The organism is Borreliella lanei (assembly GCF_014205895.1).
In the GTDB taxonomy this organism is placed as follows: domain Bacteria; phylum Spirochaetota; class Spirochaetia; order Borreliales; family Borreliaceae; genus Borreliella; species Borreliella lanei.
This window is the reverse complement of record NZ_JACHFC010000001.1, coordinates 226,911-245,442: the sequence shown is the minus strand read 5'-3', so window position 1 is coordinate 245,442 and position 18,532 is coordinate 226,911. Positions and strand designations below refer to the sequence as shown.

Below are 18,532 nucleotides of genomic sequence, written 5' to 3'. Positions count from 1 at the left end.
AGTAGTTTTTAATTTATTTGTCAATTTCTTTAAATGAGTTTACGTGTTCTAATATTTTTGAATCTCTTTTGCTAGATTTTTTGCTTAGCTTAATAATAGTCTCTTCGTTGGAAATTATTTCTAAGCTATCCTTGGCTCTTGTTATTGCAGTATACATAAGTTCTTTTGTTAAAAAAGGGTTATTTTCTAATATTACTTTTATATGTTTATATTCAGATCCTTGGCTTTTGTGTATTGTTGTGGCAAAGCTGAATTCATAATTTGTTAGTAAATCTAAATTTATTTTTTTATATTTTTCATCTTTTCTTTGGAATAAAGCATAAAATTTAGAATTTTCATTAAAAATAACACCTCGTTCTCCATTAAATAATTTGTTTTTATAGTCAGTTTTAGTTATCATTATTATTTGTCCAATAAAGCTTCCATAGGTCTTTTTTAGGTAATTTTTTATTATGTCATTTAGTGTTTTAGTTCCAAATTTGCCAAAATTTTTTGAACTTAAAATTATATTTTCAAGTAAAGTTTCAAGTATTGTTTCAATTTTTGATTCTTTTAGTAGTTTAAGGTTAAAAGTGGATATTTTTTTATATAAATTGTTTGTATATTCTATTAGATCTTTTTTTAAGTTTATTTTTTCTATTTCTTTCAGTTGAATATTTTTATTGTTATTAATGTATTTGCAAATCAAAGTACTATCTTCTTTGTATATTGCTTTTGATAGCAAATTTATTTCTTTGTTGCTTCTGAAATTTTCTTTAAGATCTTCTACATTATCGTTATTTATTTTTTTTACTCCCAAAAGGCTTGAATATACATTTCCTTCGTTTACTGATGGGAGTTGATTTTTGTCTCCCACCATTATTAACTTAGTGGTTATTGGAGTTGCTTTTAGTAGTTTCAAAAAAGTATATGCATCTACCATTGAAGCTTCGTCAATTATTATTACGTCAAAATTTAATTGATTTTCTTCATCATATAGATTTTTTTTGTTTATGAATTTGATTCCCAATAGTTTTTGGATTGTATTGCATTCTATTTCTAAATTTTTGAATGAATAGTCGATGCTTGTTTGTAGCCTTAGGCTAGCTTTTCCTGTAGGCGCTGCAATTGCTACTAGACCCTTTTTTTTATTGTTTAATGTTTTGTTAATTGCTTTTAAGATATAGTTAATAGTTGTAGTTTTGCCTGTTCCAGGGCCTCCGCTTAATAGAAAGAAGTTGCTTTTTAATGCCTTTCTTACTGATGCAATTTGCTCTTTATTTAAATTATTGGTATTTAAATTTGATATTATATTTTGTATTTTGTTGTCATTTAATTCGCTTTTATGGTTTTCTAATCTTTTTATAATTTGTTTTATTAACTCTTCTTCTTCTCTGTAGTTTTTTTGAGTATAAATGTAGATATTGTTTTCCAGGATTAGGGGAGTTGTAATTTTAAGCTTATTATTAAATTCCATTAGTATGTTATTTTTCTTTAAAAGTAAAACTATATTTTTAATAGTTTCTAGATTTCCAAATGTTTCTAGCCCTTTTAGTATTTTTATTAATTTGTTGAAGCTTTTATTAGTTTTTTCTAGGTTGTCTTTTGTGAATATTATTGTATTTTGAATATCTTTTGCTAATAGATTTATGTCAGCTCTTAGGTGACCTTTATCAAAGTAGTTAAATAAAAAAATTAAAAATATTACAATATTTTCATTGTTTGTGGACTTTGCAAGTGTTTGTGCTTTATAGCAATTTTTTTTATTGATATTTAAAAGTTCAATTATTTCATAAAGTTTAAGCTCAGGTGTTAAGAATTTTTTGTTTTTATCTTTTAAAAATTCTCTTAATACTAAAAAGTCTCTCATAAGTGTCTTTTAATGCTTAATTCTAATATGATTTTATCTAAATCCACGTCGTTAAATTTTGGAAGATTAAAATAAATGCCATTTTCAAATTTTGACTTTAAGCATTCAATATTGTCTTTAAATGCTCTTGTAAAAAGATATATTATTCCACCAAATTTTTGATTATATTCTCTTTTGTTTTTAAATAATATTTTTTTTATTCCAAGAGCATATATTTTATATTGCAAATCATAATATTCCTTTTTTATTGCGTTTTCTAAATTTGTTATATTATAATCATCTTTATTTTTTCCAAGATAGTTTGTTTTGTAATCTAGGATATATATTTTATTATTAGCTTTAAATATGAGATCTACTATTCCTTTTAAATATCCATCATTTAGTTTTATATGAAGATCTTCAAAGTGTTTGTCAAAAAGATGTTTTTGTTTTTGAAATTCAGGATTTATTTTGATTAAAAATTCCATTTCTTTTTGTAATTCTTCAATATCGCACAGACGAGTATTAATTGCTCTTATATTATAAGTTAGTATGTTATAAATCATTTTAGTTAATGAATTTCGTATTTCTATTGTATTAAGATTTGAGTTAATTTTTTGTATTTGTTTTTCAATAATTTCAATGTTATTTTTTTTAAAATTATCAAATGTATCTTTTGCTGTACTAAAGGTTATTTCTTCCATCGCAGCATGTAAAATGTTTCCACTATCTTTTCCTTTAGGCAGAGTCTCTTCTAATCCAGGCTCGTAATCAAGTTCTGTTTCTTTTTCGTAGTTAATATTTTTAAAATCATAGTTTTCATAAAATGCTTTATGATGAGCTTGTGCTGTTAAGCTTGAAAAACTAGATGTATATTCTTTTTTAAACATGTTTTTAATTATTGGTTTTGGTGGAATTAATTTTGTATTTACATTTATATTGTCTTTTTTTTTATTGAATCTCTTTTGGCCAATAAATTCATTTATGTTAAAGTCATGTTTGATATTATCAATAGTAAAAATTTTTGCTATTTCTAATAATTTGCTAGTTATGCTATTTATTTTTGTAATAAAAAGAGCAAATTTAGCTCTTGTTGCTCCCACATAAAATATATTTTTTTCTTCGCTTAGTATTTTTAGTCTTGCGTGTTTTTTATTTTCTTCCAATTTAAAAAAATCATATTCAATTTTTCCGTCTTGATAAAATTTGTAAAATTGGTTTTTTTTTGAAAGAAAATTGCTATTTTCTATTGGAGTTGTATTGATTAAGAATACAATATTCATGCTAAGCCCTTTTGATTTGTGTATTGTCATGAGCTCTATAGATTCATTATTATTATTTATATTGTTGGTTTTTTCTTCTATTTCTTCAGGCTCTTCGTTTATTATTAGACTTTCTAAGGTAGAGATTAGAGATTGTATGTTTTGTTCTTTATGATATATTTTGGAGATGATCTCAAGTGTTGTTTCATAGGTTTTTAAATTTTCAAGCTTGCCTTCTTTAATTAGAAGGCCTTTGTAATTTATTTTATTTTTTGCCCATTCAATAATTTTTTGATCTTTGGTGTCATTTGCAATTTTGATCCATAAGTCTTTTTCAAATAAGATTTTGTTAATTGCATTTATTAATGTTATTTCATTTTTTTCAAGCAAAACTGTTATATTTTCAATAAATTCTTCTATAAGCTGAATTTTGTCTTGTTTTATTAAAATTCTTTGCAAATTCCACGGCACATTTAATATTTTACTGCTTAGAATATAATTTAGGGTTTTAAAACTTTGTTTTCGGTCTAAGCATTTAATAATATAGAAAATTTCGCTAAATTCTTTGGTTTTTAAAAATTTTTCTTGAGTTTTGTTTGTTTGGATTTGCTCTTTTTTTAATGCTTTATCTATTAAATTGATTTCATTTTTTCCTCTGCAAAGCACTTTAATGTCTTGCATTTTAATATTTCTAATTTGATTGTTATCAGCAATTTTTCCATATGCAAGCAAATATTTTATTGTTAATGCTGTTTTTTGGTAAATGTCTTCTTCGTTTTCTGTATTTGTGGTTATTATATTGATCCCTTCTATTTCTTGTCCGTTGATGAAAATTTTATTATTGTCGTTTTGTTGATTTGGAAGTGAATTGGTAAATTCAATTTTTTCAATTTCATCGGTTATTGCATTATTGTATATATTATTAAAAATTTTATTTAAAGGTCTGATGAGTTTTTTACTTGACCTGTGATTTATTTTTAGTATAATTCTAGCGTCCGTGTTAGTTTTATTTTTTATTTCTTTGTTATAAAATGAAATATCTGCTTTTCTAAAGGAATATATTATCTGTTTGGGATCACCTATGTATATCAATTTTATTCCCGCTGTTTTTAATATTTTAAATATCTCGATTTGCGTTAAGCTTAAATCTTGTGCCTCATCAATTAAAATGATTTTGTATCGATTTTTAATTGCATTTAGAAGCTTTTTGTCTTCTGATTTTAAGTAATTTTTTAAATTTGAAATTATGTAATTTTGATCTATTGTGTTTGTTGATTTAATAGCTTTCTCTAGTTCTTTTTCTATATACTTTAGTATTTTGTATTCAACTTTTAAAATAACATATTGCTTTAAATTGTTTCTATTTTTATTTCTATTGTCTTCTGTTTTATATTTTTCATGTTTAATATTAATTCCTAAGCAGATTAAATCATTTTTAATCTTAAGTTCTTGAGGCAATAATTTAGTATTTTTTTTAGTTTCTTTTTCTATTAGAGTTGAAAAAAATTTATTTTTTAATAATGTTTCTGCTATTTTGAATATGTCGTTTTCTTTAGAGTATTCTATTTCAAGTTTACCAGTTTTAATATGTTTATTATAAAAGCTTAATATTTCATCTTTTGTCATTTTATCTAAATCTTCTATTATTTTGTTGTAATCTTTGATCAGCTCTTCTTTTTTAAGAAGAATGTTTTCAAATGACTTTTGAGTTTTAAGCCAATCTCCAAGCTCTTGAGTTGTATCTCTTTCGTAAGCTTTTTTTATTTTTAAAACAATTTCTTCTGTTTTTTTAGCATCAGATTTAAATACTTTAAGTTCATAGTCTTTAATATCAAGAGTTTGAATCAAGCTATCTGATTTTCTTAAAAAGTCATAAACTATTTCATCTATTTCTTTTGAAAATGTTTCTTTAGGTTTGTATTTGGAATAATTTTCTGTTTCAATTTGAAAATTATTTAAGGCATGTAATGCAAATTTATTGATTGTTGATATAAAGAGTTTTTTTGATTGCTCATAGGCTTCTTTTAAAATTTCATTTGTTTTTGAGTTAAAATAAGAATTTTCTATTGATTTTAGTATTCTTGTGTGCATTTCTTCTGTAGCTTTTTTTGTAAAAGTTAATACTAAAATTTCATTTATGGAGTATAGCTTGGTTTTTATTAAATTTATAACCACATTTTCAAGTATGTGGGTTTTGCCGGTGCCCGCGGAGGCCTCTATTAATATTGTTGTGTTATTTTGAATTTTTTCTAGGATTTTATCCATGAATTTTAATTTTTTGTCCTTACGAATTTAATGTAAAATTTTTCTATCAATATTAATAAATTTTCGTCTAACTTTAAATCATGAGTGTCTTTAAATCTGTTATAGTAATCGCAGAGTGTTATTTCGCTAGTTTTTAAAAATCTTTCGTGTGCTTTGCTTGTGAAATAAGCTTTGGAAGGATTTTTTATCTGCATTTTTATGAAATTCTTAAAACAATTTGAAAAATTATTTTGATTTATTTTTGTTAAAATTTTAATTATCAAGCTTTGATAAATTGGAGTTGGATAGCTTGATATGTATGCAAATTGCATAAGCATATTTTCAATGTCCTCAATTATTATTTCTTTATGGTGATAACAATTAGTTGTTTTTGCAGTTAAGCTTTCAAGATCAATTTTTACTTCTGTTAATGAATTGAAGTTTTGTATTTCTTTTTTTATTAGCAGTCCTGTTATATATAAATCTATTTCATTTTTTATTTTATCTGGGATGCTGCAATAGTCTTTTTTTACAAAGTTTAAATAAAAATAATCGTTTTCGACTTTATACACATTCTCAATATCTTTTTTTAATTCAAATTCTATATTTTTCTTTTGAAAATTTAGTTTTATTGTTTTGCAAAATTTAATTTTACTTTTTGTCATTACTGAGAGCTTTTTTAAGCTTTCAGTAACATTGTATTTTAATTTATTTATTTTTTTAAAGATTTCATTTACAGTCGTTTTTTGATCTATGTTGAAGGGAATGCTTCCTTGTTGTACTTCATATCCAATGTGGTTTTTAATAATTTCTATTGCTTTTTTTGTATCATCTTTTTTCCCCGTTATGTATTCATGCAGCAGCGTTGAATTTTTTATAAGTCTGTAAATAATTTCAATAACACTGAAAATTTGTTCTTCTTGTTTTTCTTTGATTTCATTTTCTAACCTTATGTCTTGTATTTTAACGTTTAAAGTTTTTTCATAAAAATGTTTGTAAGGGTTAGAAAGTGCGTTTTTTAATTCGTATAAATTTAGTTTAATTGGGCTTTCTAGTTTAATTTTATTTTGCTTGAACTTAATTGGTTTAGAATTTTGTAGTATTTTTGCGATATTAAAGGCTTCTAGATCATAGTTTATTAAATAATTCTCTTTTGTATCTTTAAAATATGCTAGGTCGTGGTTTTCATTTGGATGCTTTTCTATTTGAAAATTTTTTTCATATTTTTGTATGTGTTCAAGTATTTTGTTTATTGTTTTTGATGTATTAATTTCTGGGCTTAAGTTGTCTTGAAATGAACAGTAAAGGTAAAACTTTTCTGATGTTGCAAAAATCAAATTAAAAAGAGCTGAGATTGCCTCTTTTTCGGCATTTTCATGTTCATAGTATTCATTTAATAAATTCATATTATCATAATTTATCTTAGAGTTGAACTTTTGAAATCCCAAAAAATGAATTTCTTTTTTTTGAAGATATTCTATTTCTTTGTAATTGGCAATCAATATTCCATTTTTTTTATACATTACTCCGTATTTTTCTTTTTCAAGACTTTCTTCTAACATAATCTTAAAAAGATAAAATTCAATTTTTATTTCATTAATTTCTTTTAAATAGTTTTTGTAAAGATTGTCATTTAAATCTTTGGGAAAATTTTTAAAGGATTTTATCTTATTTTGTAAATATTCATCAGTTGTATTAAATTCTTCAAGATCAATGTATTTTTGAATAAAAATTTCTATTATTTCTGCCCATTCATATACTTTATATACTTTATTTTTAAAATAGTTTATATCTTCGTACAAACTTTTTACTATTGTCATAAGCTTTATTATTGATTCTTGATCTTGAAATCTTATGCCTTCTTTTTGAGTTTCCCCTTCATATTTTTCGTCAAATATTTCAGACATTAAAAATCGATTAAATCCATCTTCCCACGAGTTTAAAAAGTTTTGATCATAGTTTAGATTTTCTTTATGAGTGTTGTTTGCGCCAAAACTAATGTTCATCGCATCGCTAAATTCTATTAAATAGTTTAATTCAGATGTTGATATATTAAATTTTTTCATTACTTTGTTGTTACTTAGCAGGTCAAATATTTCTTTTCTACTGAAATTGCTAATTGTTCCATTTTTTGATATAAAAAGATCCATTAGCCTTTTTAAGGCTATTATGCTTTCTCCTCTTGACAAATTGTTATAACATAAAACACTATATTCGATTTCATATTTATTTAGGCATTCTTCTATATATGGCAAATATTCATTAAATTTTTCTTGCAAACAAGTTATTGCTATGTCGCTTAATTTTAAGTTATTTTTTTGCATTGAGTGTACTATTTGATTTGTCAAAATTTCTACTTCGCGTTTTTGATTTTTAGCTTCTATTATTTTAAAGCTATCGTCTAATTTTGAAATTGGAGTTTTTGCTATGATGTTATTTTTAATGCTTGTTAAAAAATTTTTACCTTTAAATAATTCAATATCTACTTTTTCTAAAGCTTGATATTTTATTGGGTTGATTTTTGTTTTTGTTAACAATAAATTTGTAACAAGGGTAGATTCATAGTTGAGTAAATCTTCAAAAATTAACACATAAACTTTAAAATCAAAAATTTTTTCTAAAGAGTTAAGAATTTTTTTCTCAATCTCTCTATTATTGCCAATAAATATTATTTTTTTAATTTCAATTTCTATATTTTTTGTTGGTTTTACCCGAATTATTTTTTTATGTAAATTTAAAATACTTTTTTGCTTTTCAAAGAGTTTTTTAAATAGTTCTTTTTGCATATTCTCGTAGGGTTTTAAATTTTCTTCTTGGAATAAAAATCCATTGTCTTCCCAAGTTTCAATTAATTTTGAAAATTTTGAGTAATAATGATGGAATAAATCTATTATTTTTGATGCAAAAAAGTATCTATTCTTTGTTGATTTGAAATCTTTTATGTATTTTAGTTTTTCAGTTTTTAATATGTTATATAAAATGAATTTTTCTGTTTCCAAGTAAAATGAAAAAGTGTTCTCTTCTATGTATTTTTTTATATTAGGATTTTTTAAAGAAATTTCATATATGCTTTTTACGGCATTTTTTTTAATATTTAGATTATAAGAAATCTCATTTAGTTTTGCTATAGTTTTTTTAATTTCTTCTCTCAAGAGATCGTTTTTTACTATAATGAGCGTTTCTTTTTTAAAGATATCGTCGTTTTGAGTTAATTCTTTGATTTTATTATAAATTTTATTTACTTTGTTGGTTTTATATATATACATATATTAATTGTTTTTGCTATCTTTTATGAGCTTGTTTTTTAACTTTCTTAAGTTTTTACTGATACTTACTTTATATATGTGGGGATTAATTATTCTTCTGTATGTATGCTCAAGTTTGTTCAAGTCAAGTCTTGTTTTATTTCTAATATTGTTTAAGCTAGACTCATGGCCTTTGCAAAGCTTTCCATTTTCTAAGACAGTGTGAATTAGAAATTCAAAATCGTCATATTGTTTGATGATTTTGAAAATGTTATCTTGTGTTGGATGAAAAACAGTAAATTCTTTTTTTGAATTTAGATGGTTTTTGATTTTATCTTTTTCTTCTTTTAAAAATATAAAATCAAGGATCATCTGGCCATTTAAATAGATTCTTGCAACTTCTTTTTCATCAGGTAATGTTGATTTTTCTGCGTTATTTGATATTTTTATTTTTGGTATAAATTTTCCATTTTTTTCTATAGAGATCATTTTATATACTCCTGAAAGACTTGGATCTCCTTTTGCTGTAACCAGATTTGTTCCAACGCCCCAAATATCAATTGGAGCATTTATTGAATTTAAGTACATGATAATATTTTCGTCAAGCTCATTAGACGCAATAATTTTTACATGATTTAATCCATTTTCGTTTAATTCTTTTCTTGCTGCTTTACTTAAATATTCAAGGTCCCCACTATCAATTCTTATTGAAAAATTATTTTGTTCCTTTTGTTTTATTTCCTTAAATATTTTAATAGCATTTTTTAATCCGCTGTTGAGTGTGTCGTAAGTATCAATTAGCAAGCTTACTTTATTTGGATATGTTTTTACATATTCTCTGAATGCTTGCTCTTCGGTTTCAAAGCTCATTATCCAACTATGAGCCATTGTTCCTGTGACTGGTATATTGTATTTATATCCAGCAAGCATATTGCTTGTAAAGTCTGCTCCCCCTATGTAGGCAGCTTTGCTGGCAGATAGCGCCCCATTTATTCCTTGCGCTCTTCTTAATCCAAATTCTGCTAAAATTTTTGCACCAGATTCTTTTATTCTAGCGGTTTTTGTTGCTATTAAACTTTCAAAGTTTATTATATTTAAAACTAGCCCTTCTATTAATAGTAATTCTATTAAGTACCCCTCAATCACAACTACTGGAGTATGGGGGAAAACCAGGCGACCTTCTTCTATTGAGCTTATTTTTACATTTAGTTTCAATTCTCCTAGAAAGTTTAAAAATTGTTTATCTAACATATTAAAGCTTTTTAAATATTTGAGTTCATTTTCTCCAAAATGAATATTTTTTAATTCATTAATTAATGTGTGCATTCCAGCTAAAACAATATAGCCATTTTTAAACGGTGTTTTTCTAAAAAATACTTCAAATTTTGCCTTAGGATTAATGCCTTTTGTAAAATAAGCATTCATCATTGAAATTTCATAAAAATCTGTAAATAGTGATAGATTTTTCATTCTCCTTATTATATACTAGTTTTGTTTATAAAAAAATGATATTTAATTTGAGCTTAATTTTTGCTTGTTAATCTTTAGAATATGTTTTTTGTGATATATAATAAATTGACCAGATTGGACTAAATTCGATGAAAGAAAGAAGTGTTTCTAATTTTGATATTGTAATTTTTGGAGTTACTGGGAATTTGTCTAGAAAAAAGCTTATTCCTTCACTTTTTAATTTATTTAAAAATAAATGTATTAGCAATTTTAGGGTTATTGGTTTTTCTCGTAAAATTTTTACAGATAAAGAATTTAGATTGTATATTAAAGATTCTTTATGGCAGGAAGAGACCGATTCTTTAATTGAGGTTTTTTTAAATTTTTTTGTTTATGTATTTGGTGATTTTAATGAAAAGGAGCCTTATCAAAATTTATTTAAATTTTTGGATAAAAGTCGAGAAACGATATATTATCTTTCGACGTCCCCTACATTTTATGGGCCCATAATTAATCATTTGAAAAAGTATTTTTTAAGTGAAAGATTGACTTTGTCAAAAATAGTTCTTGAAAAGCCTTTTGGCTCTAGCCTTGAGACAGCAAAAAAATTAAATAGTTTGCTTTATTCTGCTTTTAAAGAAGATCAAATTTATAGAATAGATCACTATTTAGGTAAAGAGACGGTTCAAAATATTTTTACATTTAGATTCGGCAATTCTATTTTTGAAAATATTTGGAATAATCGTTATGTAGATTTTGTTCAGATTACGGTAGCAGAAGAATTGGGTCTTGATGGAAGAGTAGAGTATTACGATTCTGTTGGAGCTTTGAAAGATATGGTTCAAAATCATATTTTACAATTGTTAAGCCTTGTTGCAATGGAGTCTCCTATTAAGTTTGATTCTCAGTTTATTCATGATGAAAAAGTAAAAGTTTTAAAAAGTTTAAGGAAAATTAGCAAAGAAGATATTAAGAATTGCATTGTTAAGGGTCAATATATAGGCTCACAAGTTCAAGGGGTTTTTAAAAAAGGCTATAAAGATGAAACAGAATTTTTGGGAAATTCAAATACCGAAACTTATTTAGCTATGAAAGTGTTTATTAATAATTGGCGTTGGTCCGGTGTTCCTTTTTATCTTAGAACTGGCAAAGGTCTTGCTAGGAAATTTTCAGAAATATATATTCAATTCAAAAAACCAAGTTTTACTCTTTTTAACAATAGTTCTGTTGATTTTTCCAATGCTTTAATATTTAGGATTCAACCAAGGGATGGAATTGAAATTAAATTCAATACCAAAAAACCCGGATATAATTATGAAATTCAAACTGCTAATATGGAATTTTCATATCACGGGACATTTAAAAGATTGTTTGATGAGGCTTATGAGCGTTTATTGTTAGATGCTTTTTTAGGAGATGGTACTTTGTATGCGACAAGTGATGAGATCGAAAGTTCTTGGGAATTTGTTTCAGATATTGCAAATAAATGGGCAGATATTGAAATTTGTAATTATTTTTATGGTTCTGAAGGACCAAAAGAGATAGACTCTATTTTAGAAAAAGATCATTTTTGGCGTAAAATTTAATTTTCTAGTTTTTTTAAAGATATTTGATAAATAGATAAATAAATGAGATAAAATTTTTTATATAATTTATTCCTGTTTTTTTAATGCTTGTTTTATTTATAATTAGCGTCCCCAGATTTTTATTTCTTGCGACTTAGTAGTAAAGTTTTTGATAAATTTTATTTTTCTTTTTTAATATTTTTATAGAATTAGAGATTTTTGTTCTTGATTTGATTGTAAATTTATGAATCGATTAATAATTTGCGTTATTATTAAAAAATATAAGTAATTTTGTTTAGAAAAACAATGCTTATATTTAAAGGATGCATATGGAAAATGTTGAAGCAAGAAGGCAGCCAAATTTTTTTGGGCTTATTCCTTTTTTTGTTTTTATTATTATGTATTTAGGTACGGGGATTTATTTGGGGGTTATCGGTGTAGAAATGGCCTTTTATCAACTGCCAGCTAGTGTTGCAATGTTTTTTGCCTCCATTGTTTGTTTTTTGGTGTTTAAAGGAAAATTTTCCGACAAAATTCACATATTTATTAAAGGAGCTGCTCAGTACGATATTATACTAATGTGTCTTATTTTTATGCTTTCGGGAGCTTTTTCCTCTCTTTGTAAAGAAATAGGCTGCGTTGAAACTGTAGCAAATTTGGGAATTAAATATATTAATCCTAATTGGATTGTTCCTGGTATATTTTTTGTAACCTGCTTTCTTTCTTTTTCTGCTGGTACTTCTGTTGGAGCTATTGTTGCAATTGCTCCTATTGCTTTTAATATTGCTGTTAAAAGTAGTATTAATCCAAATTTAATAGCAGCATCTGTAATGTGTGGAGCTATGTTTGGGGATAATCTTTCTTTAATATCAGATACAACTATTGTTTCTAGTCGAACTCAAGGTAGCAGCATCTTAGATGTTTTTATTAGTAGCAGTTTTTATGCTTTTCCATCTGCTGTACTAACTTTTTTTTCTTTTTTCTTTCTTTCTGAAAATTTGCCTAATGCCACAAACTTTTTACATGAAGGTTCAATAATAGATTTGGTGAAAACTGTGCCTTATATAATAATTATATTTTTTTCTTTGGCTGGAATGAATGTTTTTATAGTTCTTTTTTTAGGCATTTTTTCTATATGTCTTATTGGTTTTTTGTATAGTAATTTATACTTTCTAGATATAATAAAAAACATTAATAAAGGATTTTTAAATATGGCAGATTTAATTTTTCTCTCAATTTTAACAGGGGGAGTTTCTTTTGTTGTGATTCATAATGGAGGTTTTAAATGGCTACTTATTAAATTAAAATCTTTGATTAGAGGAAAAAGTTCAGCGGAATTATCTATTGGGGCTTTTGTTTCAATAGTTGATGTTTTTCTTGCTAATAATACAATTGCCATACTTATTTGCGGCAAAGTAGTAAAAAAGATAGCTTTTGAAAATAACATCAGTGTTCAAAGAAGTGCTTCTATTTTAGATATGTTCTCTTGTATTTTTCAAGGCATTATTCCTTATGGTGCTCAAATGCTTATTTTAGTGAACTTTTCAAATGGACTTGTGTCGCCAATTAGTGTTTTGCCATTTTTAGTTTATTTTGGGTTTTTATTGTTTTTTGTTATTTTATCTATTTTGGGTCTTGATATAAAAAAAGTTTTTTTATTTTTTTTAAAAAAATAAAAATTTTTAAGATTTGCATTGTTTAATTTTTTTTGATTTTATTTAGAATAAATTGTTCTTAATTATGTTATATGATTTAGGAGGGTTAAAATTGGAAAGAGATTTGAAGTTAGAAAGAGAAACCAATGTGGTTCCAAATTTTTGGGGACTTATGCCTTTTTTTCTTTTCATAGGGATTTATATTGGCACAGGACTTGTTCTTTATTTTAATGGTGTAGAAAGGGCATTTTATCAAATGCCCCCCGTAGTTGCTATGTTTTTTGCTATTGTTTTGACATTTATTATTTTTAGAGGATCTTTTTTAGCAAAAATGAATAAATTCATTGAGGGGTGTGCTCAGCAAGATGTTATTTTTATATCTTTAATATTTATGTTATCCGGTGCTTTTTCTGCTGTTTGTAAAGAAATAGGAAGTGTTGATGCTGTAGTAAATATCGGTCTTAAATATGTTCCCTTAAATTTGATAGTATGTGGCATTTTTTTAATTACTCTTTTTTTATCTTTTTCTACTGGAAGTTTTATGGGAACCGTTGTTGCTGTTGCTCCTATTGCTTTGGAGCTCGCAGATAAGGTAAACATCCCTCTTCCATTGATTGCCGGTACTATTCTTAGCGCTGGTGCATTTGGAGACAATATGTCTTTAATATCAGATACTCCTATTATTTCAAGTCATACTCAAAAGGTTAATATTATTGATGTTTTCAAAAATGGGGCTTTTTATACGTTTCCAGCAGCAATTTTAGCGAGCATTGCTTTTGCATTTTTAGGTTCTTATTATTGCAAGACTAATAGCTTTGTTATTGAGCCTGGTGAGATAAATTTTTTTAAAATTATCCCATATATTTTTGTTATGGTTGTTGCAATTTCAGGTTTTGATGTATTTTTAGCCTTGTTTTTGGGCATTGTTGTTGCTGGTATTATTGGAATTTATTACTCAGATATTACTTTTTTGTTGCTGGCTAAAAAAATCAATGAAGGATTTTTAGGTCTAGGTGAAATGTTTATTCTTGTTGTTTCTACAGGAGGAATTTCTTATATGACAATTAAGTATGGGGGGTTTGATTGGTTACTCTTAAAATTACAAAAAATGTCAAAGTCTAAAAGAACTTCGGAATTTGTCATTGTTGTTTTAGTTGGCATTTTGACCATGTTTCTTGCAAATAATGGGCTTGCTATTTTAATGAGCGGTTCTGTTGTAAGGTCAATAACTAAGGAGAATAATTTAAATTCAAAGCGTATTGCAGCTTTACTTTGTATGTCTTCGTGCTTTTTTTTAAGTATTTTGCCCCATAGTATGCATGTTATAGCTCTTATAGATTTTACAAAAGGCAAGCTTTCTCCTTTTGACATTTTTCCATTTTTAATTTATCAAGGATTTTTGATCTTATTAATTGCTTTGTCTATAATTGGACTTGATATAAAATTAGTGTTTAAAGCTTTTTTAAAAAATAGTCACAAAACTTAAAAGCTTTAAATTTTAAAGGCTTTTAAGTTTTTTTTTGAATTTAAATATTCAAGAAGATAGATTTAAATATATTTTAAGGATTTCTTCTTTTATTTTTTTAGGTATTTTTTTAAAAATTTCAAATTTGGAAAAATCTTTTGGTAAAAATTTTTCTTCTAAATATAATTTCATTTCGGGGTTATTTTTTACCTCTTCTTCTATTCTTTTTATTACGTTTTTGTTTGGAGAATTATATCTAGTTTCTTTGAAATTTTTATAAGATGGTTCATTTTCGTATAAAAAGTTTATGAATTTGTAAGCCAGGTTTTTATTTGGAGCATCAATAGGAATTACAAATGCGTCTATCCATAGATTGGTGTTTTCCGGTGCATAAAAATCTAAGTTTTTGTCTTTTAGCATAGCGTTTTGTGCTTCGCCGCTCCATGTGAGTTGAATAGATGCTTCTCCATTTAGCATTAATGATTTTGCAGGCACATCTGAGAAATATCCGATTAATAGTGGATTTTGGATTTTTAAAAGTTCCCCAGCTTCTTTAATTTTATCTGTATCATGTTCATTTATTGAGTATCCAAGTTTTTTTAAAGCAACTCCAATATTGTCTTTGGGGGAATCTAGCATTGTAATCTCTTTTTTATATTTTTCATTAAATAATATGTCAAAACCTTGCATGTCATTTAAATCTATTTTGGTTTTATTATAAAGTATGCCCATTAATCCCCAGTAGGCTGGCACTGAATAAAGATTGCCAGGATCATGTTCCAAGTTTGTAAGATTTTGGGTAATATTTTTTGTTACATTTGGCAATTTTGAGTAATCTAATTTTTCAATTTTGCCTTCATCGATTAATTCTTGGATTAAATATTCTGATGGGACTATTATATCGTAGTAATTCCTTGTGTTGTTAAATTTAGCCATCATTTCTTCATTGTTGTGAAAGATTTCATAATTAATTTTTATATTGTTTTCCTTTTCAAATTGATCTAGCAAAGTTTCGTCAATGTATTCTGCCCAATTAAATACGTTTAAAGTTATTGTGTCTTTGTTGGTGCAAGTAAAAGTTGTAAGAATTGCTATTAATATAAAAATTTTTTTCATAAGTACTCCTTTTTTTATTTTAAAGTTCAGCATCTGTTGTTAATTTTTTAATTCCTATAAATTTATTAATAATAAACAAAAGGCTTAATATTGTAAAAAACAATATGGCAGAAATAGCATTTATTACGGGCTTGATGCCTCTTTTTGTTAGCGAGTTTATTAGAATAGATAAATTATTAAATCCCTGTCCAGTGGTGAAAAATGATATCAAAAAATCATCTATTGATAATGTGAAGGCAATAAGAGCTCCAGTTGCTATGCTTCCGACGATTTCTGGATAAATTATATTGAAGAATATCTGAATTTCTGAGGCTCCAAGATCTTTGGCGGCATCAATAATATTGCTGGGAAGAGAATATAATTTTGGCAAAATTATTATTACTACGTATGGTGTTGAAAAAATTATATGTGATATTAGCATTGTGGAAAATCCCAATTGCATTTTTATTGCAGAATAAAATGTCATTAAGCTTATTCCTGTTACGATGTCCGGATTAATTATTGTTATTTTATTTGCTGATAATAGTATTGTTTTTAATTTTTTGTTTTCTGATTTGTAGATTGCATAAGCGCCAATAATTCCAATGACAACAGAGGTTAAAGATGAGATTGTAGCTATTAAAATAGTGTTAAATATTGCTGATTTGATTTGACTTGATGCAAAAATTTCTTTATACCATTTTAGACTAAATCCTTGCCATATAAATCCGCTGTCACCAGAATTAAAGGAATAAATTATTAAGATTATTATTGGAAGGTAAATAAAGCTTAGTATTAGAAATAAGAAAATGTTTTTAAAGGCTCTAAACATATTTTACTTTCCATTATTTTTTCGCATTAATTTTATTATTATTAAATTAAAAATTAATATTACTAACATTAAAATAAATGAAATTGCAGCTCCAGTATTCCAGTCTTCTATAAAAAGAAACTGTTTGCTTATTAGATTTCCTATTAAAATTTGTTTAGAGCCTCCTAGTAAATCTGAAATTACAAATACCGTAATTGAAGGAATAAATACCATAATTATTCCTGTTGCTAGGTAAGAGAGCGTTAAGGGTACTTTTATATAAAGTAATATTTGCCACATTCTTGCTCCAAGATCTTGAGCTGCTTCAATGTATTCTGGCTTAATTTTTAGAAGTCCTGTGTATATTGGCAAGATCATGAAAGGCAAAAAATTGTATATCATGCCTATTGTAACAGCCTGTTCATTGTAAAGAAGATCTAAAGTGCCAATTCCGATCTTTTCAAATAAGTTGTTGATGAATCCGTTTTTTCCAAGTATTCTCATCCAGGCATAAGTTCTAAGCAATGTATTTATCCACATAGGAAGTATTATCATGATTATTAATTTGTTTTGAGCACTTTTTTTTGATAATGAAATTAGCCAGGCGGCAGGATAGCCTATTAAAATGCAAAAAATTGTTGCTATTGTTGCGAGCTTTAGACTTCTTGAAAATATATTAAGATAACTTGGGTTTAAAAGTCCAATAAAATTATAGATGGTAAATTCATTTTTTTCATTTAAAAATCCAAGCAATATTATTATTAGTAAGGGAAGGATGCTAAATGTTAATAGGAATATAGAGTATATGATTAATATCAGCTTTTTCACAACCATTATTCCTTGTGCATAACATGAATATCATCGGGTTCTAAGAATATATCAACCTCTTCTCCAACTTTTGTAAGTCTTGTGCTTTGAACTATCCAATTTGTTTTTTGAATTTCTAGAGTCATTTCATAATGAACCCCTTGAAAAATTGCTGATGTTATAGTTCCGCTTAAATGTCCTTTTCCTTTTGGGAGCAGTTTTACATCTTCTGGGCGTATTACAAGGTCAACTGCTTCTTCAGCTTCAAATCCCTTGTCAAGGCATTCAAATTCATGGCCGAGCAAACTTACAACCAGCTCCTTTTTATATGTTCCGTCAAAAATATTGCTTTCTCCGATAAAATCGGCTACAAATTTTGTTTTAGGCTCATTGTAAATTTCTTCAGGAGTTCCTACTTGTAAAATTATTCCTTCATTCATTACAACAATTCTATCACTCATTGTTAATGCTTCTTCTTGATCATGAGTAACATATATGAATGTGATTCCAAGTTGGCGCTGTATTTTTTTTAATTCTTTTTGCATTTCTTGCCGCATTTTTAAATCAAGCGCAGAAAGTGGTTCATCTAGCAATAGAAGCTTAGGTTCCATTACCATTGCTCTTGCTATTGCAACTCTTTGTTTTTGCCCTCCCGATAGTTCGTTAATATTTCTGTATGCATATTTTGGCATTCCTATCAATGAAAGAGATGTTTTTACTTTTTCTTTAATTATATCTTTTGGCGCTTTTTTCATTCTAAGTCCAAATGAAATATTGTCAAAAACATTCATATGCGGGAAAAGTGCATAATTTTGAAATACAGTATTAATTTCTCTTTTGTTTGGGCTGGTTTTAGATATTTCTTTAGAAAAGAAATAAATTTCCCCATTTTTTTGATTTAAAAAACCACCCAATATTTTTATTAATGTTGTTTTTCCACATCCAGATGGGCCTAGTAATGTAATAAACTCATTTTTTTTAATTTTTAAATTTATGCTATCTAAAGTTTTGTTTCCATTGTTATCATAATAATGACTTAGATTTTTAATCTCTAGGATACAATTATCCAACTAATTCCAACCTCCTTATGGCTGTATTAATACAAA

The 18,532-nt window shown here is 26.1% G+C and carries 11 protein-coding genes; 3 read left to right on the top strand and 8 right to left on the bottom strand.

Features of this window, described 5'->3' with window-relative positions:
- Positions 1-13 precede the first annotated feature (13 nt).
- Genes recD through HNQ06_RS01080 form a run of 4 tightly spaced genes read right to left on the bottom strand, consistent with a single transcriptional unit; the run spans position 14 to position 10,049 of the window.
- Entirely contained in the window at positions 14-1,849 is a 1,836-nt protein-coding gene (gene recD, locus HNQ06_RS01095) for an exodeoxyribonuclease V subunit alpha (protein ID WP_184107088.1), read from the bottom strand.
- The gene (gene recB / locus HNQ06_RS01090; RefSeq protein WP_184107086.1) at positions 1,846-5,355 is read right to left on the bottom strand and encodes an exodeoxyribonuclease V subunit beta; all 3,510 of its coding nucleotides are present in this window, start codon (positions 5,353-5,355) and stop codon (positions 1,846-1,848) included. Before recB ends, recD begins: the two co-directional genes overlap by 4 nt.
- 5 nt (positions 5,356-5,360) lie before the next feature.
- Positions 5,361-8,600, bottom strand: coding sequence for a PD-(D/E)XK nuclease family protein (locus HNQ06_RS01085; protein WP_184107084.1), 3,240 nt, complete (start codon positions 8,598-8,600; stop codon positions 5,361-5,363).
- 3 nt (positions 8,601-8,603) lie between these two features.
- Complete coding sequence (locus HNQ06_RS01080; protein ID WP_184107082.1) at positions 8,604-10,049, bottom strand: nicotinate phosphoribosyltransferase; 1,446 nt, start codon at positions 10,047-10,049, stop codon at positions 8,604-8,606.
- A gap of 128 nt (positions 10,050-10,177) precedes the next feature.
- Between HNQ06_RS01080 and zwf the strand changes: the two genes are divergently transcribed.
- The 3 genes from zwf (at position 10,178) to HNQ06_RS01065 (ending at position 14,734) form a co-directional block, all read left to right on the top strand.
- Positions 10,178-11,614: a glucose-6-phosphate dehydrogenase gene (gene zwf, locus HNQ06_RS01075; RefSeq protein ID WP_184107080.1), complete on the top strand. Its 1,437-nt coding sequence runs from the start codon at positions 10,178-10,180 to the stop codon at positions 11,612-11,614.
- A gap of 308 nt (positions 11,615-11,922) precedes the next feature.
- The gene (locus tag HNQ06_RS01070) at positions 11,923-13,269 is read left to right on the top strand and encodes a Na+/H+ antiporter NhaC family protein (RefSeq protein WP_184107078.1); all 1,347 of its coding nucleotides are present in this window, start codon (positions 11,923-11,925) and stop codon (positions 13,267-13,269) included.
- Positions 13,270-13,333: 64 nt separating this feature from the next.
- Entirely contained in the window at positions 13,334-14,734 is a 1,401-nt protein-coding gene (locus HNQ06_RS01065) for a Na+/H+ antiporter NhaC family protein (protein ID WP_184107076.1), read from the top strand.
- A 48-nt stretch (positions 14,735-14,782) separates the two neighbouring features.
- On the opposite strand, the gene HNQ06_RS01060 is transcribed toward HNQ06_RS01065, so the two are convergent.
- From HNQ06_RS01060 to HNQ06_RS01045, 4 genes are read right to left on the bottom strand one after another with little or no spacing between them, the layout of a single operon-like run.
- On the bottom strand, positions 14,783-15,829 hold the full coding sequence (locus HNQ06_RS01060; protein WP_184107074.1) for an ABC transporter substrate-binding protein: 1,047 nt from the start codon (positions 15,827-15,829) through the stop codon (positions 14,783-14,785).
- A gap of 19 nt (positions 15,830-15,848) precedes the next feature.
- Entirely contained in the window at positions 15,849-16,640 is a 792-nt protein-coding gene (locus HNQ06_RS01055) for an ABC transporter permease (protein WP_184107072.1), read from the bottom strand.
- A 3-nt stretch (positions 16,641-16,643) separates the two neighbouring features.
- Positions 16,644-17,447 carry an ABC transporter permease gene (locus HNQ06_RS01050; RefSeq protein WP_184107070.1) on the bottom strand — a complete coding sequence of 268 codons (804 nt, stop codon included), beginning with the start codon at positions 17,445-17,447 and terminating at the stop codon, positions 16,644-16,646.
- Between the two features lie 5 nt (positions 17,448-17,452).
- The gene (locus HNQ06_RS01045) at positions 17,453-18,496 is read right to left on the bottom strand and encodes an ABC transporter ATP-binding protein (protein ID WP_184107068.1); all 1,044 of its coding nucleotides are present in this window, start codon (positions 18,494-18,496) and stop codon (positions 17,453-17,455) included.
- Between the last annotated feature and the right edge of the window lie 36 nt (positions 18,497-18,532).

What these genes read in the sequence shown, in the direction of transcription:
- recD (WP_184107088.1), bottom strand. Translation starts at nt 1,849, where the DNA reads ATGAGAGACTTTTTAGTATTAAGAGAATTTTTAAAAGATAAAAACAAA.
- recB (WP_184107086.1), bottom strand. Translation starts at nt 5,355, where the DNA reads ATGGATAAAATCCTAGAAAAAATTCAAAATAACACAACAATATTAATA.
- HNQ06_RS01085 (WP_184107084.1), bottom strand. Translation starts at nt 8,600, where the DNA reads ATGTATATATATAAAACCAACAAAGTAAATAAAATTTATAATAAAATC.
- HNQ06_RS01080 (WP_184107082.1), bottom strand. Translation starts at nt 10,049, where the DNA reads ATGAAAAATCTATCACTATTTACAGATTTTTATGAAATTTCAATGATG.
- zwf (WP_184107080.1), top strand. Translation starts at nt 10,178, where the DNA reads ATGAAAGAAAGAAGTGTTTCTAATTTTGATATTGTAATTTTTGGAGTT.
- HNQ06_RS01070 (WP_184107078.1), top strand. Translation starts at nt 11,923, where the DNA reads ATGGAAAATGTTGAAGCAAGAAGGCAGCCAAATTTTTTTGGGCTTATT.
- HNQ06_RS01065 (WP_184107076.1), top strand. Translation starts at nt 13,334, where the DNA reads ATGTTATATGATTTAGGAGGGTTAAAATTGGAAAGAGATTTGAAGTTA.
- HNQ06_RS01060 (WP_184107074.1), bottom strand. Translation starts at nt 15,829, where the DNA reads ATGAAAAAAATTTTTATATTAATAGCAATTCTTACAACTTTTACTTGC.
- HNQ06_RS01055 (WP_184107072.1), bottom strand. Translation starts at nt 16,640, where the DNA reads ATGTTTAGAGCCTTTAAAAACATTTTCTTATTTCTAATACTAAGCTTT.